The sequence below is a fragment of the Streptomyces sp. NPDC003011 genome, assembly GCF_053591515.1.
The window spans coordinates 1-26,314 of sequence record NZ_JBSFTY010000038.1; the positions used below are offsets into that span (position 1 = coordinate 1).

A 26,314-nucleotide genomic window follows, 5' to 3' on the forward strand; every position below is an offset into this window, starting at 1 on the left:
GGTCCTGTGCGGTGGTCACGGCAGCAGCCAATCGACGGGGCCGGCGGCGGCGATCAGAAACCTGTTGCGGGCGGTAGTCGGAGGGTGCCCGCAATACCAGACAGAACACCGTGTCACGGGAACATCGTGGCACTTCAGGGCGTTTTAGCCCGTACAGGGAGGCGGCATGACAGAGACGGCGAGCGGTCCGGCACGGAGTTCCCGCGCCAAGGGCACCAAGGCGACCAAGGGGCTGCGTATCGAGCGCATCCACACCACCCCCGGCGTGCATCCGTACGACGAGGTGTCCTGGGAGCGCCGTGACGTCGTCATGACCAACTGGCGCGACGGCTCGGTCAACTTCGAGCAGCGTGGCGTCGAGTTCCCCGACTTCTGGTCGGTGAACGCGGTCAACATCGTCACCAGCAAGTACTTCCGCGGTGCCGTGGGCACCCCGCAGCGTGAGACCAGCCTCAGGCAGCTGATCGACCGCATCGTGAAGACGTATCGGAAGGCCGGCGAGGACTACAGGTACTTCGCCTCGCCCGCCGACGCCGAGATCTTCGAGCACGAGCTGGCGTACGCCCTCCTGCACCAGATCTTCAGTTTCAACAGCCCCGTCTGGTTCAACGTCGGTACGGCCCAGCCGCAGCAGGTCTCGGCCTGCTTCATCCTGTCCGTTGACGACTCCATGGAGTCGATCCTCGACTGGTACAAGGAAGAGGGCATGATCTTCAAGGGCGGCTCCGGCGCCGGCCTGAACCTCTCCCGCATCCGCTCCTCCAAGGAACTGCTGTCGTCCGGCGGCAACGCCTCCGGTCCGGTCTCCTTCATGCGCGGTGCCGACGCCTCCGCGGGAACGATCAAGTCGGGTGGCGCCACCCGACGCGCCGCCAAGATGGTCATCCTCGACGTCGACCACCCCGACATCGAGGACTTCATCCAGACCAAGGTGAAGGAAGAGGAGAAGATCCGCGCTCTGCGCGACGCGGGCTTCGACATGGACCTGGGTGGCGACGACATCACCTCCGTCCAGTACCAGAACGCCAACAACTCGGTCCGGGTCAACGACGCCTTCATGAAGGCCGTCGAGCAGGGCGGCAAGTTCGGCCTGACGTCCCGCATGACCGGTGAGGTCATCGAGGAGGTCGACGCCAAGTCCCTCTTCCGCAAGATGGCCGAGGCGGCCTGGGCCTGCGCCGACCCGGGAATCCAGTACGACGACACGATCAACCACTGGCACACCTGCCCGGAGTCCGGCCGTATCAACGGCTCGAACCCCTGCAGCGAGTACATGCACCTGGACAACACGTCCTGCAACCTGGCCTCGCTGAACCTGATGAAGTTCCTGAAGGACGACAGCAAGGGCAGCCAGTCCTTCGAGATCGAGCGCTTCGCGAAGGTCGTCGAACTCGTCATCACCGCGATGGACATCTCCATCTGCTTCGCGGACTTCCCGACCCAGAAGATCGGCGAGAACACGCGCGCGTTCCGCCAGCTCGGCATCGGCTACGCCAACCTCGGCGCCCTGCTGATGGCGACCGGTCACGCGTACGACTCGGACGGCGGCCGCGCCCTCGCCGGGGCCATCACCTCCCTGATGACCGGCACGTCGTACCGGCGCTCCGCCGAGCTCGCCGCGGTCGTCGGCCCGTACGACGGCTACGCCCGTAACGCGCAGCCGCACCTGCGCGTCATGAAGCAGCACTCCGACGAGAACGCCAAGGCCGTCCGCGTCGACGACCTGGACACGCCGATCTGGGCCGCCGCCACGGAGGCCTGGCAGGACGTGCTGCGCCTCGGCGAGAAGAACGGTTTCCGTAACTCCCAGGCGTCCGTCATCGCCCCGACCGGCACCATCGGTCTCGCGATGTCCTGCGACACCACCGGCCTCGAGCCCGATCTCGCCCTGGTCAAGTTCAAGAAGCTGGTCGGCGGCGGCTCGATGCAGATCGTCAACGGCACCGTCCCGCAGGCCCTGCGCCGCCTGGGTTACCAGGAGGAGCAGATCGAGGCGATCGTCGCCCACATCGCCGACCACGGCAATGTGATCGACGCCCCCGGCCTCAAGCAGGAGCACTACGAGGTCTTCGACTGCGCCATGGGCGAGCGCTCCATCTCCGCGATGGGTCACGTCCGCATGATGGCCGCGATCCAGCCGTGGATCTCCGGGGCGCTCTCCAAGACGGTCAACCTGCCGGAGACGGCGACCGTCGAGGACGTCGAAGAGGTCTACTTCGAGGCGTGGAAGATGGGCGTCAAGGCGCTCGCCATCTACCGCGACAACTGCAAGGTCGGCCAGCCCCTCTCCGCGAAGACCAAGGAGAAGGAGAAGGTCGAGGTCACGGCGAAGGCCGAGGCCACCATCCGTGAGACGGTCGAGAAGGTCGTCGAGTACCGCCCGGTCCGCAAGCGCCTCCCCAAGGGCCGTCCCGGGATCACGACGTCCTTCACGGTCGGCGGCGCCGAGGGTTACATGACCGCCAACTCCTACCCGGACGACGGTCTCGGTGAGGTCTTCCTGAAGATGTCGAAGCAGGGCTCGACCCTCGCGGGCATGATGGACGCCTTCTCCATCGCGGTCTCCGTCGGCCTCCAGTACGGCGTGCCGCTGGAGACGTACGTCTCGAAGTTCACGAACATGCGCTTCGAGCCGGCCGGCATGACGGACGACCCGGACGTGCGGATGGCGCAGTCGATCGTCGACTACATCTTCCGCCGTCTGGCGCTCGACTTCCTGCCCTTCGAGACGCGCTCCGCGCTCGGCATCCACTCCGCCGAGGAGCGTCAGCGTCACCTGGAGACCGGTTCGTACGAGCCGACCGACGACGAGGTCGACGTCGAGGGCCTGGCCCAGTCGGCGCCGCGGGCCCAGGAGCTCAAGGCCGTCGCCACGCCGAAGGCCGAGGTCGAGGCGGTCAAGCCCGCCCCGCAGCAGGCCCACACCAGTGCCGAGCTGGTGGAGATGCAGCTGGGCATCCAGGCCGACGCCCCGCTGTGCTTCTCCTGCGGTACGAAGATGCAGCGGGCCGGATCCTGCTACATCTGTGAGGGCTGCGGCTCCACCAGCGGCTGCAGCTGACCCGGTCCGGGCGTGTCCCGGACCGGCAGCTAGTCCCTCAGCCAGTCCCTGAGGAAGGAGGGGGCGCCGACCAGGAGTCGGCGCCCCCTCCTTGCCGTACGGGTGAGCGACGGCTTCGCGGATCTGCCCGCGCGCGGGCGGAAGGTCAGGGTGTGTGAGCCCGGCCCATGGTGGCGGTGAAGGTCACGGGGTCCTCCTCGAACCCGTGGAGGCCGGGGTGGAAGTCCCAGGTGCCTGCTTCCTGCCGTTCGAACATCGCGACCGTCGTCGCCGTCGCCCCGAGCACACCGCCGAAGTCGTCCTCGGCCAGGACGGTGTAGCCCTCCCGGATGCGCAGAGCCGGGTTGATCACGCTGACGAAGGTGCGGCGGTCCGGGCGCTGCTGGACGACGACGCCGACCACCACACGCGCGTAGCGGGCGTCGAGACGGTCGAGTTCGACCGTCATCACCTCGTCCCAGCCGAAGCCCTTGCCGTCCTTGCTGTCGCGGTTCAGATAGATGGTGCCGTCGGGGGAGCGACTGTCGAAATGCACCACATAGGCGGGATCCCCATACGGATCGCTCGCAAGATAGGTCGCGGCCACTATGTCCAGATCGGTCGGCGGCTGATCCGCCGCGCTCGGATCCCATTTGAGGGCGATCTCGACCTTGCGGATCCCCTTGCTGAGGCCGTTCACCAGGCTTCCCCTTCCCCCTTTGGCGCCGACCCGAACTGCCGGGCAGGCAAGGCAGGTTGCCCATCCTGCCATGAGCGCGGGTGCGCTCGCGGACCAGGAGTCGGTACGAGCGTGACCGGCGCCACGCTCGGTGGCCTTACCATGGCGCGGTGCTGGTCAAGTGGATTCGCTGCACCGTGGTGGACCGCCGCGGTTTCGAGCGGGGGCAGCGAAAGTGGGCGGGGCTTCTGGGGGAGCCGGGATTTCGGGGACAGGGGGGTGGCTGGAGCAGGGGGCGGCAGGGCGTGGCGCACATCTTCGCCTTCTGGGAGAGCCGCGCCTTCTACGACTCCTTCATGGCCCGATCCCATGACCGGCTGGCGGCGGCGCAGTCCGGCACCTTCAAGGACGTCCAGGTCAAGCTGTTCGACTACCGCTTCGACGTGAAGACCGGCTTCGAGCCCCGCTTCGGCGACGCCGACGTGGTGCGGTTCGCGCACTGTCGTGTGCACGAGGAACGAGCCGAGCACTTCATGCTGATGCAGGAGAAGGTGTGGAACCCCGCGATGGCCGGTTCGCCGGGCATGCTCCGCGGACTGTTCGGTGAGGCGCCCGGACACGAGTTCCTGGTGCTGTCGATGTGGCGGTCGGCCGCTGAACACGGCAAGTACCGCACCGAGCGGGTGGAGCGGCTCGCCCTGCGAGCCCAGACGGAAGCGGACATCGCCTCTCTGACCGGCGACATCGTGGAGCTGGAACCGACCTGGACGGTGTGACGCCCGGACCCCGTCGAGCGCGTGTCCTGATGTTGCCCTCGGTGCGGAAACTGTGTGACCTACGCCGTATGGGGGCCGTACAAGTGCTCCGCAGGGCCTGACTCGATCTAGGGTTTTGGCATGGCACGACCACGGCGCATCGTCCTTGTCCGGCACGGCGAGTCAACGGGCAATGTTGATGACACCGTTTATGAGCGGGAACCCGACCATGCCCTCGCCCTCACCGAGCAGGGCTGGCAGCAGGCGGAGGAGACCGGCAAACGGCTGCGCGAGGTCTTCGGCCGCGAGCGCGTCAGCGTGTACGTCTCCCCGTACCGCCGTACGCACGAGACGCTGCGTGCCTTCCGCCTCGACCCTGAACTCATACGGGTGCGCGAGGAGCCCCGGCTGCGTGAGCAGGACTGGGGAAACTGGCAGGACCGCGACGATGTCCGCCTTCAGAAGGCCTACCGGGACGCGTACGGGCACTTCTTCTACCGCTTCGCCCAGGGTGAGTCCGGCGCCGATGTGTACGACCGGGTCGGCGGCTTCCTGGAGAGCCTGTACCGGAGCTTCGAGGCCCCCGACCACCCGTCGAACGTCCTGTTGGTCACCCACGGGCTGGCCATGCGCCTGTTCTGTATGCGCTGGTTCCACTGGACGGTCGCGGAATTCGAGTCGCTGGCGAACCCGGGGAACGCGGAGATGCGGATGCTCGTTCTCGGAGACGACGGCAAGTACGCGCTGGACCGGCCCTTCGAACGCTGGCGGGATCCGGAACCGTACGGGATCACCGGATAGGGTGGCAGGGCGATGACCACTGACTCCTCTCCCGACGGGCGCCTGGAACGCGCCCTGGCCAGCCTGCGAGGACTGGCGGTGGGGGACGCGCTCGGTTCGCAGTTCTTCGTGCCGGTGAACTACCCGCTGCTGAAGGACCGCGAGCTGCCGCCCGGTCCCTGGCAGTGGACCGACGACACGGAAATGGCCTGCTCCGTGGTCGCCGTCCTGGCCGCCCACCACCGCGTCGACCAGGACGCCCTGGCCCGCTCCTTCGCCGAGCACCACGACTTCGACCGCGGCTACGGCCCCGCGGTCAACCGCCTGCTGCGCCTGGTCCGGGAGGGCGGTGACTGGCGCGAACTCGCCTCGGCGCTCTTCAACGGACAGGGATCCTGGGGCAACGGCGCCGCGATGCGTATCGCGCCTCTGGGCTCCTGGTACGCCGACGACCCGGAGCAGGCGACCCACCAGGCGGAGATCTCGGCCTACCCGACCCATCAGCACCGTGAAGCCGTGGTCGGTGCCATGGCCGTCGCCGCGGCCGCCGCGCTGGCCGGTGCCCCGGGCGGACCGCCCCGGGCGGAGGCGCTCCTCGACGGCGTCATCGCGCTCATCCCCAAGAGCGCCGTCGGCGCGGGCCTGCGACGGGCCCGGGACATGCTCGACTACGCGGACGCGGCCACCGTCGCGGCCGTGCTGGGCTGCGGGCGGCGCACCACGGCTCACGACACCGTGCCCTTCGCGCTCTGGTCGGCCGCACGGTCGCTGGGAGACTATGAGCAGGCGTTCTGGACGACCGCGCAGGTCGGTGGCGACGTGGACACGACCTGCGCCATCGTCGGCGGAGTGATCGCGGCGGGGAAGACGGGGACACCGCCCGCCGAGTGGGTGGCCCGGACGGAAGCCGTGCCGGAATGGGTACCGGCCTCCTCCTGACGGAGCCTTCTGTGGTCTTGCGGGTGTCTGGGCGCCCGCCGGGGCGTCTGTGACGCGTCGCCGGAGTCGCCGCCGTCGCGGTCGGGGGTGGCGGGGAGGTGCGCTGAAACTCTCCGTGTGCGTCGGGAACTCTCCGTGACTGCTCGGCCGTTCTTCTGTCATCCGCTGTGTGACGCGCGGGCTCATACAGGTGGGGACACGCGAGGGGCAGCAGGAGGTGACCATGCAGTTCGTATCGCATCCCATGATGCTGCTGGCTGTGCTGGCTGTGCTGGCTGTGCTGGCTGTGCTGGCTGTGCTGGCTGTGCTGGCGCGGTCAGGTCCGGCACCGCGCCCAGTGCCCGTCACGCCGGCCGCAGCGCACCGTGTGCGGATGGCCGGACCTGCGTCCGCGTCGTCGGTCCAGCGGACGCGATCCGGCCATCCGCGGCCCCCGGTGAGGTCGTCCGGATCAGCCGATGCCCGGTCCGGCCGTGCCGGCGAGGGACTCCAGGTCACTCTTGCGGACCCTGATCACCAACCAGGCGGTCACCAGCGCGAGTACGGCCATCACCGCCGCCGCGATGAACCCTGTCGAGATGCCCTGGGCAAGGACCTCATGGCCCCAGGGAGAGGGCAGCTGCTGCGTCTTGGCGAACTCTGCCTTCTGCTCCGCCGTTCCCTCGGCGAGGAATTTCGGCACCTGCTTCTCCGCCTCTTCCCTGCTGGCGGAGCCGAACACGGTCGTCAGGATGGACAGACCGAGCGAACCACCCACCTGCTGCGAGGTGTTGAGCAGTCCGGAGGCCGCGCCCGCCTCGTGCTGGGCCACCCCGGAGACCGCGGTGAGCGTCAGCGTCACGAAGTTCAGACCCATGCCGAAGCCGAACACCAGCATCGGCCCGAGGACCCCACCGACGTAGGAGCTGTCGGAGCTGATGAGGGTCTGCCAGGCCAGTCCGATCGCCGCGAGCGCCGAGCCCACGAGCATGAACGGCTTGGGGCCGAGGACCGGCAGGAACCGTTGCGACAGGCCGGCGCCCAGCGCGATCACGACCGTCACCGGCAGGAAGGCGAGACCGGCCTGGATCGGGCTGTATCCCAGCACGTTCTGCACGAAGAGAACGATGTAGAAGAACATGCCGAACATCGCCGCGGAGAGGCTCAGCATGATCACGTACGTGCCCGAGCGGTTGCGGTCGGCGAACATCCTGAGCGGTGTGATCGGTTCCTTGGCGCGGGTCTCGATGAAAGCGAAGGCCAGCAGCAGGATCACGGCGGCCACGAAGGAGCCGATGGTGAAGCTGTCCCGCCAGCCGTCGTCGGCCGCCCGGATGAAGCCGTAGACGAGCAGCGCCATGCCCGCCGTCGAGGTGAGCGCGCCCGCGATGTCGAAGCGGCCGGTGTGCCGCTCGGAGTCGCTGATGTACAGCGGTGTGAGCACCGCGATCAGCACACCGATCGGCACGTTGACGAAGAGCACCCACCGCCAGTCGAGCCATTCGGTGAGCATGCCTCCGGCGAGCAGTCCGATGGCACCGCCGCCGGCGGAGACGGCGGCGAAGACACCGAAGGCCCGGTTCCGCTCCGGCCCTTCGGGGAACGTGGTGGTGATGAGGGCCAGCGACGTGGGCGACGCGATCGCGCCGCCCGCACCCTGGAGAACGCGGGCGGCCAGCAACTGCCAGGGCTCCTGCGCGAGTGCGCCGAGCAGCGAGGCGAAGGTGAACAGCAGGATGCCGGCCATGAACACCCGGCGGCGGCCGAGGATGTCGCCGGCCCGGCCGCCCAGGAGCAGCAGGCCGCCGAAGGTGAGCGTGTAGGAGCTGACGACCCAGGTGAGGTCGGTGGTGCTGAACTTGAGCGCGTCTTGAATGTGCGGGAGAGCGATGTTCACAATCGTCGCGTCGAGTACCACCATGAGTTGGCAGGCCGCGATGACGGTGAGCGCGATGCCGGGATGCCCCTCCCGGCGGGCCGCACCTGGTTTCTGGTCCTGAGTCAACTGAGAGGTTGTCACTATGGGTCCCCCACAAGTGCCTTAGTGAACGGTCGCGTTCACTGTCGCGTCAACCGTAGTGAGTCCCCACTAGTGAACGCAAGCGTTCACTTAGCTTGTCGCCGCGCTTCAGGTCCCCCTCTGTCGCAGCGCGGTGCCTCCCGTCCCCGGAATACCCGCTCCCCCTTTCGCTGGAGACCCTCAGATGGTTACCTCGCACTGGACGGCCGCCCCCGCTCAGGCCTCCCTTCGCCGGCGTGGCGCCGTGCTCGAACGTGCGATCCTCGATGCCGCTCTCGAACAGCTCAGTACGGTCGGCTGGAAGGGCCTCACGATGGAGGGTGTCGCGGCCGGCGCCCAGACGGGAAAGGCTGCCGTCTACCGTCGATGGCCGTCCAAGGAAGACCTCGTCGCGGACGCGCTGCAGGCCGGGCTGCCGCCCTTCGAGGGGGTGCCCGATCTGGGTGAGGTGCGTGCCGACCTTGTCGCGCTGTGCCGCCGGGCCCGCGACGCCATGTTCTCCCGGTCCGGATTCGCCCTCCGTGCGGTGATTCACGAATGCGACTCTGCGCAGGCGGAGCGCCTGCATGACGTGATCGTCAAAGGAGTCGTCGAGCCGACTGTCAAGCTGCTCGGTGAGGTCATCGACCGGGGGATCGAGCGAGGAGAGGTGCGGCCCGATGCTGTGAACAGCTATGTCCTGGACGCCATCCCGGCGATGATGATGTACCGCTCCAAGGTGTGCGCGAGCGAATGGAGCGATCGGGATCTCGACGAGATGATCGACCAGTTCATGCTGCCGCTGCTGCGGCCGACGCGTGGCTGAGCGAGGTGCGCGGCGACCGTGACGTCGTCCGGGGAACCGGGGTGTCGCAGGGTGATCCGGGCGGCGTACGCTAAGGGCGCCATGCCGTACGAACCGCCTACTCACACCGTCGAGCGCTCCCTTCGCGCCACGACCGGAGCGAAGATCATTGCCGGTGTCGACGAGGTCGGGCGCGGCGCGTGGGCCGGTCCCGTCACCGTCTGCGCGGCGATCACCGGACTGCGCCGGCCCCCCGAAGGCCTCACCGACTCCAAACTGCTGACCGTCAAGCGGCGCACCGTGCTGGCCGAGACGTTGCGGGGGTGGGTGACGTCGTACGCGCTGGGGCATGCCTCTGCGGAGGAGATCGACCAGATGGGGATGACCGCCGCTCTGCGCACGGCGGCGGTGCGCGCTCTGCAGGGCCTGCCGGTCCGTCCCGACGCGGTGATCCTCGACGGCAAGCACAACTACCTCGGGTCGCCCTGGAGCGTCCGGACGGTGATCAAGGGTGACCGTTCGTGCGTGGCCGTCGCGGCGGCCTCCGTGATCGCCAAGGTTCAGCGCGACAAAATGATGGCCGAACTGGGTATGGAGCATGCAGACTTCGATTTCGCGGCCAATGCCGGGTATCCGTCACCCGTGCACAAGGCCGCGTTGGAGGAGCGGGGCCCCACCCCGTACCACCGGTTGTCGTGGGCGTATCTTGATGCGCTGCCTCAGTGGCGGCACCTCAAGAAGGCCCGTAGCTGGGCGGACGGAAGCGTTCCGGAGATCGAGGGTCAGCTCGGCTTCGATTTCTGACGACTCCGCTCGCACTCATGTGCCACCCGCTGGCGCGAGCCGTACCAACGTTTGATAGATATCAGCTCATGCCTCTCATTCCCGAGGAGCCTCAGATTCACGAGAGTGCCCAGGGTCCCCGCGCCACTCCGGCCAGTGGCCGTACCGCGCCGACCCCCCGCCCTGTACCCGGTCCCCGCCCCGCGGCGCACCCGCGCCCCGGTCGCCCCGGCCCGCTGCGGCCGGCGCCGCCGGTGCAACGGACGCCGCGTGACGTGGCCGTGGCCAGGCCCGAACCATCGGGCCCCGCCGTCCCTGTCGCCGCCGCTCCCGCTGCGGCTGCCCCGCAGATCCAGCTGATCCCGGCTTCCGCCGAGGGCGCGCTCGATGCTGCCGAAGAAGCCGTCGACCTGCTGCTGGACTCAGGACGCGTCCCCGGTGAGGTGCTGGTGATCACCACCGGCGAACAGCACCCGTGGGCCGCCCATGAGCTGTCCTTCGGCGAAGCCTCCTACTGGGCGCAGCACGACGCCGGCGACGACGTCTTCTACGCGGACGCCGCCGTGGCTTCGCGTGCGGCGTCCCGTCCGGTGGTGGTGGTCGCCGTCAACGGTGGTCCCGCTGCGGCCGCCGCCGAGGCTCTGCCGCTGGCCCATGCCCGGGCCGGCACCCTGCTGATCGTCTGCGGAGACCCGCAGCGGATCAACTCGGTGCTGGGCACGGGTGTCTGACCTGTAGCGGAGCGTCCGGCGGAGCGTCGGGGGGTGACGAAGGTGCCGTCACGGCGGCACCTGACAGGCGGCACCTGCACGGCGGATGATTCGGCGTGCGCGCGGCGCCCGTTGCGCTTCCGCCTGTGCGGAGGACGGGTGCGGAGGGGCGCCCCTGGCCCCGGCCAGGAAGGACCAACCCCGGACCGGGCCCCCAGGGGCAGGGTCGCCCGGAGGGGTCCCGTGGAGGCCTCGGGCCAGTCGGCCGCCGTATTGCCCGCACAAGCCGCGCGGCCGATAGAAGCCGCGTCGCCGGCACCAGCCGCACCGGTCTGCTCGTGAAGCCTTGGGGGCGCTCCGCGCGCCAGTGCCCGCGGTGTCTGCGCGCCGACACCGTAGAGGCCGTGCTCAGGACGTCATAGGTGCCTTTGCAGGCAAGGACACGCTCCCTGCCGGAGGCGAAGCTCCGCAGGTGTCAGCGGGCCGCCGCTCGGCGCAGGACCTCCGAAGCGGCACCACCCGTGCGCGGTGGCGGGGGCGGCGCCTCGGACAGGCCGAAGGGCTCCGGCGCGGAGTCGGCGTTCGGGCGGCGCCCGCCCCGGCCCTCGCCCAGCACCTGCCAGCCGTCACGGGTCAGCGTGATGTAGGCCCCGCAGCGCAGCCCGTGCAGGGTGCATGCGTCACGCAGCCCCCACATCCACGCGCCGTCCTCCTCCGTCCAACGGGCGTCGCCCTCGCGGCAGTAGAGCAGCACGGCGGTGCGTACCGGTGTGCGGCGGCGCAGATCGTGCGGGATCACCCGGCGCAGCTGGGCGAGCAGCACGTTGCGGAACATCCAGCCGTCCGCCGGCGCCGGGCGGCGGATGAACGAGGCGCTCGCCGCCAGCCGCTCGTCGGAGTCGAGGACCGCCACGACCGCGGTAGCCGGTCGGGGGTGGTGCCGAGTGTGCAGCCCGCTGACGACCTCGCGCGGATTGCGCAGCAGGGGGATCCCTGCGGCGGCCCACTCCGCGGGTTCGAGCGTGCGGGGGTTGGCGGGTGCGGCGGACAGATCGGCAGATGACGACGTCGACGCCGCCGAGGACGGAGCGAATCCGAAGGTCACGGTCCTCCCTTCGGCTACGCGCCCACACTGCGGGCGGGGTCGGATTCGGGGGAGCGCTCACCGCAGCGAAGCCCTACCGGACCACAGGCGGGCCGTGCGGGGAGCGGACCTCAATTCTTCCTGTCGAACTTGGTTGCGGCAACGAGCAATTGGGCCCGGCGACCCTTATTCAAGGGTTTGTGCTTTATATCCTTACCCAGGGTGTCGGAGGGCGACGCACGGGACGTTCGAGCGCGACACGTTCGTACGGCGGCACAGGCACCCCCGCGGGCTGCCGGACGTGGGCGCGGACCCGGTGAACGCGGACGGCATGCGCACGCTCACCCGGGGTCAAGTGGCCGATTGTCCTTGCCATCGGGTTGCATGGGGGACATGGACGATCTGAAGCTCCGCACTGAAGCCGACGCCATCCTCGCTGAGCTCGTCGGCGCCCCGGGGGGTTCGGCGCGGTTGCGGGAGGACCAGTGGCAGGCGGTGGCGGCTCTCGTGGAGGAGCGCCGGCGTGCTCTGGTGGTCCAGCGCACCGGTTGGGGCAAGTCGGCGGTGTACTTCGTCGCCACCGCCCTGCTGCGACGGCGCGGCTCCGGGCCCACGGTGATCGTTTCGCCGCTGCTGGCGCTGATGCGCAACCAGGTCGAGTCGGCGGCGCGGGCCGGTATCCAGGCGCGCACGATCAATTCGGCCAACCCGGAGGAGTGGGACACCATCTACGGCGAGGTCGAACGGGGCGAGACCGACGTTCTCCTCGTCAGCCCCGAACGCCTCAATTCTGTGGACTTCCGCGATCAGGTGCTGCCCAAGCTCGCGGCCACGACCGGTCTCCTCGTGGTCGACGAGGCGCACTGCATCTCCGACTGGGGCCACGACTTCCGGCCCGACTACCGTCGGCTGCGCGCGATGCTGGCCGAGCTGCCCGCCGGTGTGCCGGTGCTGGCCACCACCGCGACCGCGAACGCGCGGGTCACCGCGGACGTGGCCGAGCAGTTGGGTACCGGTGCCGGTGAGGCCCTGGTGCTGCGCGGCCCGCTGGAGCGGGAGAGCCTGCGGCTGGGCGTGGTCAGGCTGCCGGACGCCGCACACCGCCTGGCCTGGCTCGCAGAGCACCTGGACGAGCTGCCGGGCTCCGGGATCATCTACACCCTCACCGTCGCCGCCGCCGAGGAGGCCACCGCCTTCCTGCGCCAGCGTGGCTTCCGTGTGGCCTCCTACACCGGGAAGACGGAGAACGCCGACCGGTTGCAGGCCGAGGCCGACCTGCGGGAGAACCGGGTCAAGGCGCTGGTCGCGACGTCCGCGCTGGGCATGGGGTACGACAAGCCGGACCTGGGCTTCGTGGTGCACCTGGGCTCGCCGTCCTCGCCGATCGCCTACTACCAGCAGGTCGGGCGCGCCGGCCGCGGGGTCGACCACGCCGACGTGCTGCTGCTGCCGGGCAAGGAGGACGAGGCCATCTGGCGCTACTTCGCCGACACCGCCTTCCCGCCCGAGGTACAGGTGCGCCAGACCCTCGCGGCCCTCACCGACGCGGGACGGCCGCTGTCCGTGCCGGCCCTGGAGGCAGTGGTGGATCTTCGCCGCAGCCGACTGGAGACGATGCTGAAGGTGCTGGATGTCGACGGCGCGGTCAAGCGGGTGAAGGGCGGCTGGACGGCCACGGGAGCCGAGTGGACGTACGACGTCGAGCGCTATGCGTGGGTGGCGCGGCAGCGGGCGGCGGAGCAGCAGGCCATGCGCGACTACGTGAGCACCTCCCAGTGCCGCATGGAGTTCCTGCGGGAGCAGCTGGACGACGAGGGGGCGACCCCGTGCGGCCGTTGCGACAACTGCGCGGGAGCCTGGGCCGACACCTCGGTGTCGACGGAGACGCTGACGGGGGCGGCGAAGGAACTGGACCGCCCGGGCATCGAAGTCGAGCCGCGCCGGATGTGGCCGACGGGGATGGCCGCACTGGGCATCGACCTCAAGGGCCGAATCCCGGCCAAGGAGCAGTGCTCCACCGGGCGTGCCCTGGGCCGGCTCTCGGACATCGGCTGGGGCAACCGGCTGCGCCCCCTGCTGGCGGAGAACGCGCCCGACGGTCCGGTCCCCGACGACGTCCTGCGGGCCGCGGTGGCCGTCCTCGCCGACTGGGCGCGCTCTCCGGGCGGCTGGGCGGCACAAGGCCCGGACGCCTCCGCCCGGCCGGTGGGGGTCGTCGCCGTGCCGTCCCTGACCCGCCCGCACCTGGTCGGTTCCCTGGCCCAGGGAATCGCGGGCATCGGACGCCTCCCCTTCCTGGGCACCCTCACGTACACCGGGCCGGGCGGCACGCACGGGGCACGTCGCAGCAACTCCGCCCAGCGCCTCAGGGCGCTGTCCGGAGCCTTCGCCGTCCCTGAGGAGCTGGCCGCTGCCCTGGCCGGCTCTCCCGGCCCCGTCCTGCTCGTGGACGACTACACCGACTCCGGGTGGACCCTCGCGGTCGCTGCCCGTCTGCTCCGCCAGGCAGGCGGCGAACAGGTCCTCCCGCTGGTCCTGGCAGCGGCGGGCTGAGCTTTCCCGACCTGAGGAGCGGGCCCGGCGTGCACCGAGCGGAACGGCATCAGCAGGCTCGCCATGAACAGCACCGTGGCGACCACCACGCCCACGGTGAGCGGATGCGCCCGCGCGGTCTGACGTCAGGCCCAAGAGCAGTCAAGCGGCCACCGTTCGTGAAGGCCGCCTGATCTGGCGTCCGTCGGCGGTGGTAGGTCTGCCTACCGCATCCGTGGCAGGCGCACCGCAAGGGTCGCGGCCCGGCCTCGCGGAACGGTGCGCCGGTCCCATGCCCGGCCGGCACGGCGCGGTACGGCACGGCACGGCTGACCGTCGTAGCGCCGGCATCGCGTCAGCCCGGCAGCATCTTGAGCCTCTGACGCTGCCGACCCCCGGATTGCGCTCGGCGTCGGTCACCATGCCGAGCACGTGCAGCACGAGAGTGTCGTGATCGCCCGCCGGACAGCTGTGGTCGACCGCGCACTCCAGCCGGACGGGCGCGCTCTGGAGGAAGAAAGAAGCGGATCAGGCCGGCGATGACGAGCTTGGGCAGCGGGCCGAAGCCGAAGGCCACGGCCAGGGCCGGTGTGATCGCCACGAGCGGGGTGACTGGTTCGCGCCTGTGGACAAACGGGCTCGGTGCCCACGGAAAACCGGTGCCACGACCAACACCTGACGTGTCCCTGCCTGGACTTATCCACAGGCTCAAGCGGAACCTCGCGATCCGCGAGATCGTCTGCGCATGACGAACCACAGCGAAACGACCGGATCCGCAGGTGACGGCGACATCGGCGGGCGAGACGGATACGGGGCGCACGGAGCGCGAGACGCGGCCGGCGGAGGCACCGCAGCGGGGGAGCACGTCGAGTGCGTCACCTACGACGCCCACGGAAGCGATCACCAGGTCACCCTGCGCACACCGGGCGAACTGGCCGACGCCCTGCCGTATCTCCTGGGGTACCGCCCCGAGGACAGCATCGTCCTGGTCGCCCTGAACGACCGGGGCGGGCGCGGCCGCTTCGGAGGCCGGGCCCGACTGGGCATTCCCACGAACGAGGACGACTGGGAGTCCGCGGCGCGGCAGCTCGCGCACGGCCTGATCACGGGCAGCGAGCGCCGGGGCGCCAAGCCGGAACAGATGGTCGCCTACCTCTGTCAGGAACCGGGGGAGGGGGAGTCGGGGCAGGGGGTCATGAGGCGACTGGCCCACCTCGCCGGACTGCTGCGCACGGAGTGCGGTCGGCTCGACGTGCCCGTCATCGAAGCCCTGTGCATTTCCGACGGGCGCTTTTGGTCCTACTGCTGCCCGAGCGAAGGATGCTGTCCCGTGGAGGGCGTTCCGATGGGGCTTCCGGGCACGTCCGTGCTGGCGGCCGCGGCGACCTACGCCGGGCTGCAAGTGCGCGGCACACTGCGCGAACTGCGGGCCAGGCTGCTGCCCTGGGAGACCGCTGCGGTGCTGGAGCAGGAGACCGTCCTGGACACCACCAGCATGGCGCAGGTCCCCAGGATGTTCGACGAAGCCGGCCGTGTGGCCGTGGCCGAGGAAACGGCCGAGCTCGCCGAGCGGATCATGACCCGGTTCGCCGAGGCGCCGACCGTCTCCGGCGCCCTCCAGGCGGACCTGCGCGACGACGCACTTCTCCGACACGAGGAAGCGGCCACACTGATCCTCGGCCTCCAGGACCGCACGACCCGAGATCGGCTCGCGGAATGGATGGAGGGCGACGAGGCCGGCCCGGCGCTACGACTCTGGCGTGCCCTGGCCCGCCGTTGCGTCGGACCGTACGGGGAACACGCGGCGGCGCCGCTCACCCTCGTCGGCTGGGTCGCCTGGTCGGCCGGTGACGAGATCGAAGCCAGGGAAGCCCTGGCCATGGCGCTGGGCGCGGATCCTGGTTACCTCTTCGCCCGGCTCCTGCACCAGGCCTGCAACGAGGGCCTGGACCCGGAGTCCATCCGTCGCTGCCTCCGCGAGGAGCGCGAGGCGCGTGCGAAGAGCGGGGCGCGTGCGCGCTCTGGAGCCGGAGCCGGAGCCGGAGCTGGAGCCGGAGGTGCGCGGGCTGCGCAGGAGGTGGACATGCCGACGCAGCCTCAGGACGAGGCGTCAGCGCACCCGGGAACCGAGGTGACCGCGCACCAGGACGTGTCCAGCGTCGGCGCGGCGCCCTCGTCCTCCTCACCTGACGGGACTCCCCGGCGTCGACGGCGGGCACGTTCCGGCGGCCGTTCGGACGGTCGCCCTCGTCTCGCCGAAGCGGACGGACGCCCGTCGGGATCGGACGAGTCCCCCGTGCGCCCCCGGCCGGCGGCTGGAACACGCCCCGGCACCTCACGGACGGGTGGGACGCGGCCTCGGCCCACAGGGAAGGACGGCCCGCGGACACGCCTTTCGGGGAAGGACGGTGCGCGACGTCGTGGCGCCTGCTCCGAAGGTGCCGGGTCAGGAGGTGATGCCACCGAGGGGACGACATGAGCAACCGTCGGCCGACTGCGGCGGACGGCGGACGGCGGCTCGGGCGGACCAGCGACGTTCCCTCTCGTCCCTCACCTCTCGTGCCTGCCCTGTCGTGCCTCACCTCTCGTACCTACCCTCCGCCGCCATTCGGTCGGCTTCCGCATCCGCGGGCGTGACCCCGGAGAGGTCCGTCCCGTTCACCTGAGTGGCGGAACGCCTGACCGGGCCGCACCGCCGCACCGTCCATGTCCTTCAGGAGCCCCGCACCCGGCACCGAACACGCGCGAGGCGCACAGAGTGCAGAGGAAGCCCCCTTGCATCAGCCGACTCCGCCCTCCGCCACCGACCACGACCGTCCCCCCTTCGGTACGCCCGCACCGAGTACCGGAGGAGGCACCTCCCCGCCACCGGACGAGCCGACCTTCCTGCCCTCGGAGCAGGTGAAGCGTCCGCGGACCAGGCACCCCGCTGACCAGGAGCACAGGCACCCCACGGACCAGGAGCACGTGCCCGCCGGGCAAGATCAGCGGCGACCGCCGGGGGCGGAGCTACCGCCGTGGGCGGAGCGGGGACGGCGCCCGTCCGCGCCTGGGGGACAGAACGAGCCCCTGCCCCCGGACCAGCCTCGCCGCCCCCCTCCGTCCTCGGCCCAGGGCCGGTCGCCGTCCGGGCAGGGGCGGGGGCCGGTGCTTCCGCCCCCTGGGACCACCACGGGCCGCCATCCATCCCCACCCATCCCGCAGGGCCGCCCGGCACGGGCGCCGGCGTCACCGCCGCTCCTGGTCCCCCGTCGCCCGGCCGACCTTCCCCCCGCCCACACCGCCCTCATCTGCGTAGCGCTTCCCGGCCTCGCCATCTCCACGGAACAGGGGCAGCTGACCGGTCAGGGTCTGGAGGGGTTCTACCGCGCGGGCCGACGTGTGCTCTCGCGCTGCCAGGTCCGCGTCGCCGGGCGCGAACCGACCGCGATTCAGGCCCGGACGACCGCGGCGGACCGCGCACGCTTCGTCGGAACGCTGCGTGTGTCCCCCGGCGCCGGTCCGGACCCGGACGTCGTGGTCGAGCGCACGCGTCACGCGGACGGCAGGGAACGCATCACCCTCCGCAGCGCGGCCGCCCGCCCGCTGCGGCTGTCGGTGGAGGTCGCCCTCGGTACCGACCTGGCGGACCTGGGGGCGATCGCGTCCGGCCGCGCGGGGCCCGAACTGCCCGCCAGCGTCCACGACTCCGGCCTGCGATGGTCCGGCGCGGGCGGCAGCGCCTCGGTCACGGCCGATCCGGCGCCCACCGACGCGCTGGCCTCCGCGGGACTGCTGCGCTGGGAGTTCGAACTGCCCCCGGGCGGGGCGGCGAGCGTGGAACTGCGCGTACAGGTCGAGAGGGCCGGGCCCGTTCGGGCCGCGGGGCGCGCGGCGACGAGCCCCTTGGCTCCCGCACGCGCTACGGGCGACCACCCCGGTGTCGGGGCGCTGCTGCAGACGAGCGTCCAGGACCTCCAGGCCCTGCTGCTGCGCGACCCGGCCCACCCGACCGACACGCACCTGGCGGCCGGAGTGCCCTGGCGCTGCGGCATGGCACCGGCCGAGGCGCTCACCGCCGCCCGGATGACACTGCCCCTGGGCACCCGCCTGGCGGCGGGCACACTGCGCGCCCTCGCGCGTACCCAACTCCCGGGCCCCGGGGCGCAGTCCGGCATGATCCCCGGACCGCGTCGGGACGCCGGACCGCATCTGCCGCCCGGCTGTACCGGCACGGAGGCGACCCTGCTCTTCCCCGTACTGCTCGCGGAAGCCCGCCGCTGGGGTCTCTCCGAGCAGGAGACGCAGGAACTGCTGCCCGCGGCCGAGCGCTGTCTGACCTGGCTGCGCACCACCGTGGGCGACGGGACGTACCTGAGCGACCCGCACCCGGGCGGGCCGGTGCGCTGCGAGACACAGGCCCACGCCCACCGCGCGGCGCTCCTCGGCGCCGACCTGCTCGACGCGTACGGCCGGCAGGGCGGCACCGAACTGCGCCAGTGGGCCCGGCACCTGCGGACCGCGTTCCGTGCGGAGTTCTGGGTCGAGGACCGCGGCGGCGGCCGACCCGCGGCGGCCCGCTCCCCGGACGGGCGCCTCGTACCGCACCTCGGTGCCGCGGCCGCCCACCTGCTCGACACCGGGCTGCTCGGCGGAGCCGACCAGGCACCGGGGCTGCTCGACCGGGTGCAGACCGAACACCTCGCCCGGCTGTTCGGGAGCCCGGCGCTGGACTCCGGCTGGGGCCTGCGCGGACTGGGGGTCAAGGAGGCGGGCCACAACCCGTTCGGTCACCGCACCGGTGCCGTACGGGTGCAGGAGACGGCCGTCGCCGTCGCGGGCCTCGCCGCCGCCGGCTACGAGAAGGAGGCCGGCTCGCTGCTGCGCGGTGTCCTGGCGGCCGCCGAGGCCTTCGGTCACCGGCTCCCCGAGATGTACGCGGGGGAGCAACGCAGCGACGGCAGCGCCCCGCTTCCCCATCCGGCCGCCTGTCGTCCCGCCGCCACGGCGGCGGCCGCCGGGGTCCTGCTGCTGACCACCCTCGCGGGGATCCGTCCCGACGTCCCGGCTGGCACGATCACACTGCGTCCGGTCCGCAGCGCGCCCCTCGGCGAGGTCGGACTGACCGGACTGAGAGTCGCGGGCGCCCCCTTCTCCGTACGGGTCAGCCGACTCGGTCTCGCCATGGTGGAAGAGGCGGCCGAGGGACTGCAGCTGAGGGCGTGACCTCGGACGACACACCACCCGGCGGCGACCGGAAGGGACCCGCGAACCCCTGACGGACCGAGGTGGACCAACCGCCGATACGGCCGACGAAGAGAGTGTTTATCGTCAGGCAGACGACTATGATCGCCGCATGCCCTACGACCCGTCAGCCTTCCCGCCCTTCGCCGTCACCGTGGACCTGGTCGTGCTGACCGTGCGTCGCCATGCCCTGTGCGCGCTGGCGGTGCGCAGGGGCGAGCCGCCGTTCCAGGGACGCTGGGCACTGCCCGGCGGCTTCGTACGGGCCGACGAGGATCTGGCGCAGGCGGCGGCGCGCGAGCTGGCCGAGGAGACCGGGCTGCGCGCCCACGACCCGTTCGTCCCCGTACAGGACAACGGCGCACACCTGGAGCAGCTGGCAACCTACGGCGACCCCAAGCGCGACCCCCGGATGCGGGTGGTCAGCGTCGCCCACCTCGCCCTCGCCCCCGACCTGCCCGCCCCCCGGGCGGGAGGCGACGCCAGCAACGCGCGCTGGGCACCCGTCGAGGAGCTCTTGCAGCAGAGCGGGTACGGCCGGGACGGCGAACCGGTCGCGCCGCTCGCCTTCGACCACGCCCAGATCCTGGCGGACGGCGTGGAGCGCGCCCGCTCGAAGATCGAGTATTCGTCGCTGGCCACCGCCTTCTGCCCGTCCGAGTTCACCGTCGGCGAGCTGCGCCGCGTCTACGAGGCGGTGTGGGGTGTGGCGCTCGACCCGCGCAACTTCCACCGCAAGGTGACCGGCACACCCGGCTTCCTGGTCCCCACCGGCGGGACGACCACCCGTCAGGGCGGGCGCCCGGCGCAGCTCTTCCGAGCCGGTGGAGCCACCCTCCTCAACCCCCCGATGCTGCGCCCCGAGGTGTGACACCGGGGCCCGCGGACGAGCGGCCGCCCGGCTCGGGACCGCACCGCGAACCGTCCCCTGGTCCGAACGGCGAACAGGGATCCGACAGCGCCGCTCAGCCAGCGCGGAGCGGGCCTTGAGGTGCCTGAAAAATCGGACATAGCGCGCTATCTTGCTTCAGGTGATCCAGGCCTTCGGACTGACCAGCGACTCCCGCAAGGACCTTCCGCCCGCTGTCGACGACCTCTCCTTCGAAGCGCGCGCAGGCCGTGTCACCGCACTCCTCGGAGCGTCGGGCGCGGGCAAGACGACCGCGCTCAGGCTGATGCTCGAACTGCAACAGGGCCGTGGCATCACCTACTTCAGAGGCCGCCCCCTGCACCGCATCGCCCATCCGTCGCGCGAGGTCGGCGTGGTGCTGGGTGATGTGCCGGGCCATCCCGCCCGTAGCGTGCGCGGTCATCTGCGCATGCTGTGCGCGGCGGCGGGCGTCCCGGTCCGGCGCGCCGACGAGGTCCTCGAAGTGGTCGGCCTCGTCAGCCTGCGTGACGAACGGCTCGGCAGCCTGTCGCGTGGCATGGACCGCCGCCTCGGCCTGGCGTGCGCGCTGCTGCCGGACCCTCACACGCTCGTGCTCGACGAACCCGCCGACCAGCTCTCCATCCGCGAGTGCCACTGGCTGCACGGCATGCTCCGGGCCCACGCGGCCCAGGGCGGCACGGTTCTGCTCACCACGGCCGACCCCAAGGAGGCCGCACGCACCGCCGACCGTGTGGTGACCCTGGACCAGGGCAGGCTGGTCGCCGACCAGGACGCCTCGGAGTTCGCCCGCACCCGGCTGCGCCCCCGCGTCGCCGTCCGCACCCCCCACGCCGCCCGCCTCGCCGCCCTGATCGCCAAGGAGGCACGTACCGCCCACCGCTCGGTCGAGGTCGTACGGGAGGAGGGCAATCGCTTGTCCGTGTACGGCAGTACGTGCGCCGACATCGGCGAGACCGCTTTCCGCCACGGTGTCCTCGTCCATCAACTCGCGGACGAGATCGGGGACATGGGGCCGAGGCCAGGACCCCTCCCGCCGCAGACCGCACACACGCCCGAGGAGCCGAAGCCGGATGCCACGGCACCGGAATCCGCAGGGGCTCCCGCAGCCGGCGACGTCGACCCGTCCACCGGCGCCACCGAGGGGGAGGAACGCGCTCAGGCGGGCGCTCACTCCACAGCTGCGCTGAAGGCCACCGGTCGGCCGTTCCCCCTGCCACCCCCCATCTCCGTCCGCTCCGCGCCCAGCCCCCTGCGTCCGCTGCGCTACGAACTGCGCCGTGCCGCCGGAGTCGGCACCGGATTCCTCACCGGGGCCGCCGTCCTCGTCACCTCCGCCCTCGCCGCCGTACTGCTGGCTCGTGTCGGACACACCCCCCAGCCGCGCCTGCTGGCCGCGTGGCCGCGGGAGCTGCCGCTGCCGCCCGCGGCCCTCGGTGCGGGGCTGCTCGGCGCGCTCGCCTTCGGGGACGAGTTCCGCCACCCCGCCCTGGCGGCGGACCGCGGCACCGTGCCCCGCCGCCTGGGGCTGCTCGCCGCGAAACTCGTCGTCACCGCGGCCACCGCCCTCCTGCTGGCCTTTCTCACGGTGGGCTGTGACGCCGAAGTGCTCTATCTCGTCTACGGACAGGAGCTCACGAGAGTTCCCGCCGACTGGCTCGCCCTGAGCGCCGGTTGGGCCGGGCTCGTGGTCGGGTGCGCCTGGGCCGGTCTGCTGGCCGCGGGTGTCTTCCGGTCCACCACGGCCGGGCTCGCCGCGGTGGTGGCCGTTCCCCTCCTCGTCGTCCCGCTCGTACAAAAAGCCTTCGAGGGGCCGTCCGTGCGGAATGCGGCCGGGTTTCCAGTTCGGCTGCGTGAGGTGTTCCTGATGCAGTGGCCCTTCGGCGGAGAGCGCTATCTGAGCGCCGTCGCGCGCCTGCTCGCCCAACCCGTCGGCAGCGCGCTGACGTTGTCGCTCACCGGCCTGCTCTGCGCGTATGTGCTCACGACCCTGCGGAGCAGGGTCCGATGACGACCGTCCGCCCTCGCACCGTTCCGCTCTGCGCACAACTTCCCCGGGAAAGCCCATTTCTTTCCGATAAGGCGTCAATTGCGATGGGGTGAGCGATCACCCTTTCGTGTGCTTTTCACCAAAGACCTCAAGGGAGTTGAAGAGGGCGCCGACAAAGGATCCGTGAGTACCCTTGCGCACACCATGATGACCGCCGCCCGCTCCGCAGACTCCGGCCTCGCCGGCCCGGGCGAACTCGACCGCTATCCCTACGTGGACGCCCCGAACGCCGACCGCGTCGGAATCCCCTCCTGGGACGGCACGGACCCGGAGCTGGGCCGCGTCGGCCGACGCGCCGCCGGCAGCCGTGGACGCGGACTGCACGGCCAACTCGTTCAGCAGCTAGGACAGATGATCGTCTCCGGTGACCTGGGCGCCGACCGTCCGCTGGTGCCCGAGGAGATCGGCCAGCGATTCGAGGTCTCCCGCACCGTCGTCCGGGAGTCGCTCCGCGTCCTGGAGGCCAAGGGCCTGGTCAGCGCGCGCCCGAACGTCGGCACGCGCGTGCGCCCGGTCAGCGACTGGAACCTCCTCGATCCGGACATCATCGAGTGGCGCGCCTTCGGCCCACAGCGCGACAGCCAGCGCCGGGAGCTGAGCGAGCTGCGCTGGACGATCGAGCCGCTCGCCGCCCGGCTGGCCGCGGGGCACGGCCGCGAGGACGCCCAGCAGCGGCTCACCGACATGGTCGAGATCATGGGCCACGCCATGGCTCAGGGGGACGCGCTCACCTTCTCCCGCGCCGACGCGGAGTTCCACTCGCTCCTCATCCAGCTCGCGGGCAACCGGCTGCTGGAGCACCTTTCCGGGATCGTGTCGGCCGCCCTCCAGGTCTCCGGCGGCCCGATCGCCGGCTGCGACCGGCCGAGCGAGGCCTCGCTGGGGCACCACGGCCGGATCGCCGACGCCCTCGGCGCCGGGGACGGCATGGCGGCCGAGACGGCCATGCGGCACCTGCTCACAGTCCACCCCGAGGTGGAGCGCGTGGTGCCCGCGCCGCGCGAGCACTGACCGCGCACCACGGGCGGAGCGGCCCCGAACGTCTCTCCCCTCCTGGAGCGTCGCCCGGCCGGCGAACCGCCTCCCGTCGGACCCCGCAGCATCCTCAGGGATCTTGCGGGGTCCGACGGCACGACGAGGCGATGAGCCCGTCGAAGTGTCCAGGTAGAGTCCACAAATGGACATATATGTACGCGTCTGGCTGGTTCTGATCTTTTACGGGGTGTGACTCGGGCCACGCAGATTGGGCGTAACGCTCGTGGAAACAGCGCGATGACCTAAGAGGTGACAGCCGCGGAGGGAATACGGACGCCGTTCAAGGCGCTGTGCATCTTCCCGGCCCCCGCCCGCGCCGTCGGCCCATCCCCAGGCCGGTGGTCGGCTCCAGTCCGCCTTGGACGGGGCCGGAAGCCGTTTTCCAACGTTCCGAGAGGTTGTTCGTGTCGGCCAGCACATCCCGTACGCTCCCGCCGGAGATCGCCGAGTCCGTCTCTGTCATGGCGCTCATCGAGCGGGGAAAGGCTGAGGGGCAGATCGCCGGCGATGACGTGCGTCGGGCCTTCGAAGCTGACCAGATTCCGGCCACTCAGTGGAAGAACGTACTGCGCAGCCTCAACCAGATCCTCGAGGAAGAGGGTGTGACGCTGATGGTCAGTGCCGCGGAGCCCAAGCGCACCCGAAAGAGCGTCGCAGCGAAGAGTCCGGCCAAGCGCACCGCCACCAAGACGGTGGCGGCGAAGACGGTGACCGCCAAGAAGGCCACCGCCACCGCCACGCCGGCGGAGCCCGCCTCCGAGACCGCCGTCGAGGACGAGGCGCCTGCCAAGAAGGCCGCCGCCAAGAAGGCGACGACCGCCAAGAAGGCGACCGCGAAGAAGACCGTCGCCAAGAAGACGGCGGCCAAGACGACGACCGGCAAGAAGGACGACGCCGAGCTGGTCGAGGACGAGGCCCTCGAAGAGGTCGTCAAGCCCGGTGAGGAGCCCGAGGTCACCGAGAGCGCCGGTTTCGTGCTCTCCGACGACGACGAGGACGACGCGCCCGCTCAGCAGGTCGCGGCCGCCGGCGCCACCGCCGACCCCGTCAAGGACTACCTCAAGCAGATCGGCAAGGTCCCGCTGCTCAACGCCGAGCAGGAGGTCGAGCTCGCCAAGCGCATCGAGGCCGGTCTGTTCGCCGAGGACAAGCTGTCCAACGCCGACAAGCTGGCCCCGAAACTCAAGCGCGAGCTGGAGATCATCGCCGAGGACGGCCGCCGCGCCAAGAACCACCTCCTGGAGGCCAACCTCCGTCTGGTGGTCTCCCTGGCCAAGCGTTACACCGGCCGCGGCATGCTCTTCCTGGACCTCATCCAGGAGGGCAACCTCGGTCTGATCCGCGCGGTCGAGAAGTTCGACTACACCAAGGGCTACAAGTTCTCCACGTACGCCACCTGGTGGATCCGTCAGGCGATCACCCGCGCGATGGCCGACCAGGCCCGCACCATCCGCATCCCGGTGCACATGGTCGAGGTCATCAACAAGCTCGCGCGCGTGCAGCGCCAGATGCTCCAGGACCTGGGCCGCGAGCCCACCCCGGAGGAGCTGGCCAAGGAACTCGACATGACCCCCGAGAAGGTCATCGAGGTCCAGAAGTACGGTCGCGAGCCCATCTCGCTGCACACCCCGCTGGGTGAGGACGGTGACAGCGAGTTCGGTGACCTCATCGAGGACTCCGAGGCCGTCGTCCCGGCCGACGCGGTCAGCTTCACGCTTCTGCAGGAGCAGCTGCACTCCGTCCTGGACACCCTGTCCGAGCGCGAGGCCGGCGTGGTCTCCATGCGCTTCGGCCTCACCGACGGTCAGCCGAAGACCCTCGACGAGATCGGCAAGGTGTACGGCGTCACGCGCGAGCGCATCCGCCAGATCGAGTCCAAGACCATGTCGAAGCTGCGCCACCCGTCCCGTTCCCAGGTGCTGCGCGACTACCTCGACTAGGTCGCGGTCGCCCGACGTCGAAGGCCCGGTCCCCGAGTGGGGGCCGGGCCTTCGTGTCGTCCCCGACGGCCGATCGTCGCGCTGCGGGTCACGCCGCTCTGCATGACCCTGGGTGTCCGATCGACATCCCGGAGTGAGGAGCACGCATGCGATGTCGCATTGCCAGGGCACTGACCCGGCCGCTGGTCCTGGCGGCCGCCGCAGCGGCCATACCACTGGCGTCAGCCGCCCCTGTGGCGGCCGACAGCATCGTCGTGGGGGGTTTCCCGGTCGACGTCTCCGAGAGTCCGTGGACGGTGGCGCTGTCCAGCCGTGACCGGTTCGGGGGTACGCGCGCGGGACAGTTCTGCGGTGGTGTGGCCGTCGGCCGCTCCACCGTGCTCACCGCGGCCCACTGCCTGCACGAGGACGTGCTGGGCGGTGCACCGGACAGCGTGCCCGACCTCAAGGTCATCGCGGGGCGCACGGATCTGCTCTCCGCGCAGGGGCAGGAGCTCTCGGTGAGCGAGACGTGGGTGAACCCGGCGTACGACGGTGTGAGCAACTCGGGGGACTTCGCCGTGCTCACCCTCGCCGCGCCCTTGCCGCAGGGGTCGGCCGTCGCCATGGCGACCGCCGGTGATGCGGCGTACGCGCCGGGAACACAGGCCGTGGTGTACGGCTGGGGTGATGTCACGGGCGGGGGCGACTATGCGCGGAGTCTGCGGGCCGCACGGGTGCGGGTGCTGACCGACGCGCTGTGTGAGCAGGCGTATCCGGGCAGTGCCGAAGGGGCTTACCGCGCCGGCACCATGCTGTGTGCCGGGGAGGAGGAAGGCGGCCGCGACGCCTGCCAGGGGGACAGCGGGGGGCCGCTGGTCGCCCAGGGGAAGCTCATCGGGCTGGTGTCCTGGGGGAGCGGCTGCGGGCGGGCGGGCAGTCCTGGTGTGTACACGCGTGTGTCGGACGTCCTGCGGACGCTGGGCTGGGGGCGTGGCGTCAGAACCCCTGTGACGGCTGCCGACGGAGGCTGACGGCCTTTTTCGGGTACGAGTACGGGCGGGTGCCCCTGGGAGCAGGGGCACCCGCCCGTATGACCGGCCTGTGCCGGAG

18 protein-coding genes are annotated in these 26,314 nt (G+C 70.9%); 15 read left to right on the forward strand and 3 right to left on the reverse strand.

The features are described 5' to 3' along the window. The first annotated feature begins 166 nt into the window (after positions 1–166). Complete coding sequence (locus ACWD0J_RS20370) at positions 167–3,061, forward strand: vitamin B12-dependent ribonucleotide reductase (protein WP_451497211.1); 2,895 nt, start codon at positions 167–169, stop codon at positions 3,059–3,061. A 145-nt stretch (positions 3,062–3,206) separates the two neighbouring features. Here the strand turns inward: ACWD0J_RS20370 and ACWD0J_RS20375 are convergent, their stop codons facing one another. Further along, positions 3,207–3,812: a TerD family protein gene (locus tag ACWD0J_RS20375; RefSeq protein WP_451497212.1), complete on the reverse strand. Its 606-nt coding sequence runs from the start codon at positions 3,810–3,812 to the stop codon at positions 3,207–3,209. A gap of 77 nt (positions 3,813–3,889) precedes the next feature. Here ACWD0J_RS20375 and ACWD0J_RS20380 point away from each other — a divergent pair, with 77 nt between their 5' ends. The 3 genes from ACWD0J_RS20380 (at position 3,890) to ACWD0J_RS20390 (ending at position 6,193) form a co-directional block, all read left to right on the forward strand. Further along, positions 3,890–4,495, forward strand: a complete 606-nt coding sequence (locus ACWD0J_RS20380; protein WP_451497213.1) for a YdbC family protein — start codon at positions 3,890–3,892, stop codon at positions 4,493–4,495. A 120-nt stretch (positions 4,496–4,615) separates the two neighbouring features. Further along, on the forward strand, positions 4,616–5,275 hold the full coding sequence (locus ACWD0J_RS20385; protein WP_451497214.1) for a histidine phosphatase family protein: 660 nt from the start codon (positions 4,616–4,618) through the stop codon (positions 5,273–5,275). Between the two features lie 12 nt (positions 5,276–5,287). Then, positions 5,288–6,193 (forward strand): ADP-ribosylglycohydrolase family protein, encoded by a 906-nt coding sequence (locus ACWD0J_RS20390; RefSeq protein WP_451497215.1) that lies wholly within the window; start codon positions 5,288–5,290, stop codon positions 6,191–6,193. 451 nt (positions 6,194–6,644) lie between these two features. On the opposite strand, the gene ACWD0J_RS20395 is transcribed toward ACWD0J_RS20390, so the two are convergent. Then, positions 6,645–8,192, reverse strand: a complete 1,548-nt coding sequence (locus ACWD0J_RS20395; protein WP_451497216.1) for an MFS transporter — start codon at positions 8,190–8,192, stop codon at positions 6,645–6,647. Positions 8,193–8,376: 184 nt separating this feature from the next. On the opposite strand from ACWD0J_RS20395, the gene ACWD0J_RS20400 reads away from it, so the two are divergent. The 3 genes from ACWD0J_RS20400 (at position 8,377) to ACWD0J_RS20410 (ending at position 10,490) form a co-directional block, all read left to right on the forward strand. Further along, positions 8,377–8,997, forward strand: coding sequence for a TetR/AcrR family transcriptional regulator (locus tag ACWD0J_RS20400; RefSeq protein WP_451497217.1), 621 nt, complete (start codon positions 8,377–8,379; stop codon positions 8,995–8,997). An 81-nt stretch (positions 8,998–9,078) separates the two neighbouring features. Further along, positions 9,079–9,780: a ribonuclease HII gene (locus ACWD0J_RS20405; protein ID WP_451497270.1), complete on the forward strand. Its 702-nt coding sequence runs from the start codon at positions 9,079–9,081 to the stop codon at positions 9,778–9,780. Between the two features lie 68 nt (positions 9,781–9,848). Continuing rightward, positions 9,849–10,490 carry a hypothetical protein gene (locus ACWD0J_RS20410; protein ID WP_451497218.1) on the forward strand — a complete coding sequence of 214 codons (642 nt, stop codon included), beginning with the start codon at positions 9,849–9,851 and terminating at the stop codon, positions 10,488–10,490. A gap of 454 nt (positions 10,491–10,944) precedes the next feature. Here the strand turns inward: ACWD0J_RS20410 and ACWD0J_RS20415 are convergent, their stop codons facing one another. Beyond that, complete coding sequence (locus tag ACWD0J_RS20415) at positions 10,945–11,574, reverse strand: hypothetical protein (protein WP_451497219.1); 630 nt, start codon at positions 11,572–11,574, stop codon at positions 10,945–10,947. A gap of 372 nt (positions 11,575–11,946) precedes the next feature. Here ACWD0J_RS20415 and ACWD0J_RS20420 point away from each other — a divergent pair, with 372 nt between their 5' ends. The 8 genes from ACWD0J_RS20420 to ACWD0J_RS20455 all read left to right on the forward strand — a co-directional run bounded on the left by ACWD0J_RS20420 (position 11,947) and on the right by ACWD0J_RS20455 (position 26,235). Then, positions 11,947–14,106 (forward strand): RecQ family ATP-dependent DNA helicase, encoded by a 2,160-nt coding sequence (locus tag ACWD0J_RS20420; protein WP_451497220.1) that lies wholly within the window; start codon positions 11,947–11,949, stop codon positions 14,104–14,106. Positions 14,107–14,830: 724 nt separating this feature from the next. After that, positions 14,831–16,564 carry a DUF4192 domain-containing protein gene (locus ACWD0J_RS20425; RefSeq protein ID WP_451497221.1) on the forward strand — a complete coding sequence of 578 codons (1,734 nt, stop codon included), beginning with the start codon at positions 14,831–14,833 and terminating at the stop codon, positions 16,562–16,564. A gap of 761 nt (positions 16,565–17,325) precedes the next feature. Continuing rightward, positions 17,326–19,290 (forward strand): glycogen debranching N-terminal domain-containing protein, encoded by a 1,965-nt coding sequence (locus tag ACWD0J_RS20430; RefSeq protein ID WP_451497271.1) that lies wholly within the window; start codon positions 17,326–17,328, stop codon positions 19,288–19,290. 130 nt (positions 19,291–19,420) lie between these two features. Further along, the gene (locus tag ACWD0J_RS20435; protein WP_451497222.1) at positions 19,421–20,179 is read left to right on the forward strand and encodes an NUDIX hydrolase; all 759 of its coding nucleotides are present in this window, start codon (positions 19,421–19,423) and stop codon (positions 20,177–20,179) included. Positions 20,180–20,339: 160 nt separating this feature from the next. Continuing rightward, positions 20,340–22,208, forward strand: a complete 1,869-nt coding sequence (locus ACWD0J_RS20440) for an ATP-binding cassette domain-containing protein (protein WP_451497223.1) — start codon at positions 20,340–20,342, stop codon at positions 22,206–22,208. 162 nt (positions 22,209–22,370) lie between these two features. After that, the gene (locus ACWD0J_RS20445) at positions 22,371–23,258 is read left to right on the forward strand and encodes a FadR/GntR family transcriptional regulator (protein WP_451497224.1); all 888 of its coding nucleotides are present in this window, start codon (positions 22,371–22,373) and stop codon (positions 23,256–23,258) included. Positions 23,259–23,686: 428 nt separating this feature from the next. Further along, on the forward strand, positions 23,687–25,222 hold the full coding sequence (locus tag ACWD0J_RS20450) for an RNA polymerase sigma factor (RefSeq protein ID WP_451497225.1): 1,536 nt from the start codon (positions 23,687–23,689) through the stop codon (positions 25,220–25,222). A 146-nt stretch (positions 25,223–25,368) separates the two neighbouring features. After that, positions 25,369–26,235: a serine protease gene (locus tag ACWD0J_RS20455; protein ID WP_451497226.1), complete on the forward strand. Its 867-nt coding sequence runs from the start codon at positions 25,369–25,371 to the stop codon at positions 26,233–26,235. Positions 26,236–26,314: the final 79 nt, after the last annotated feature.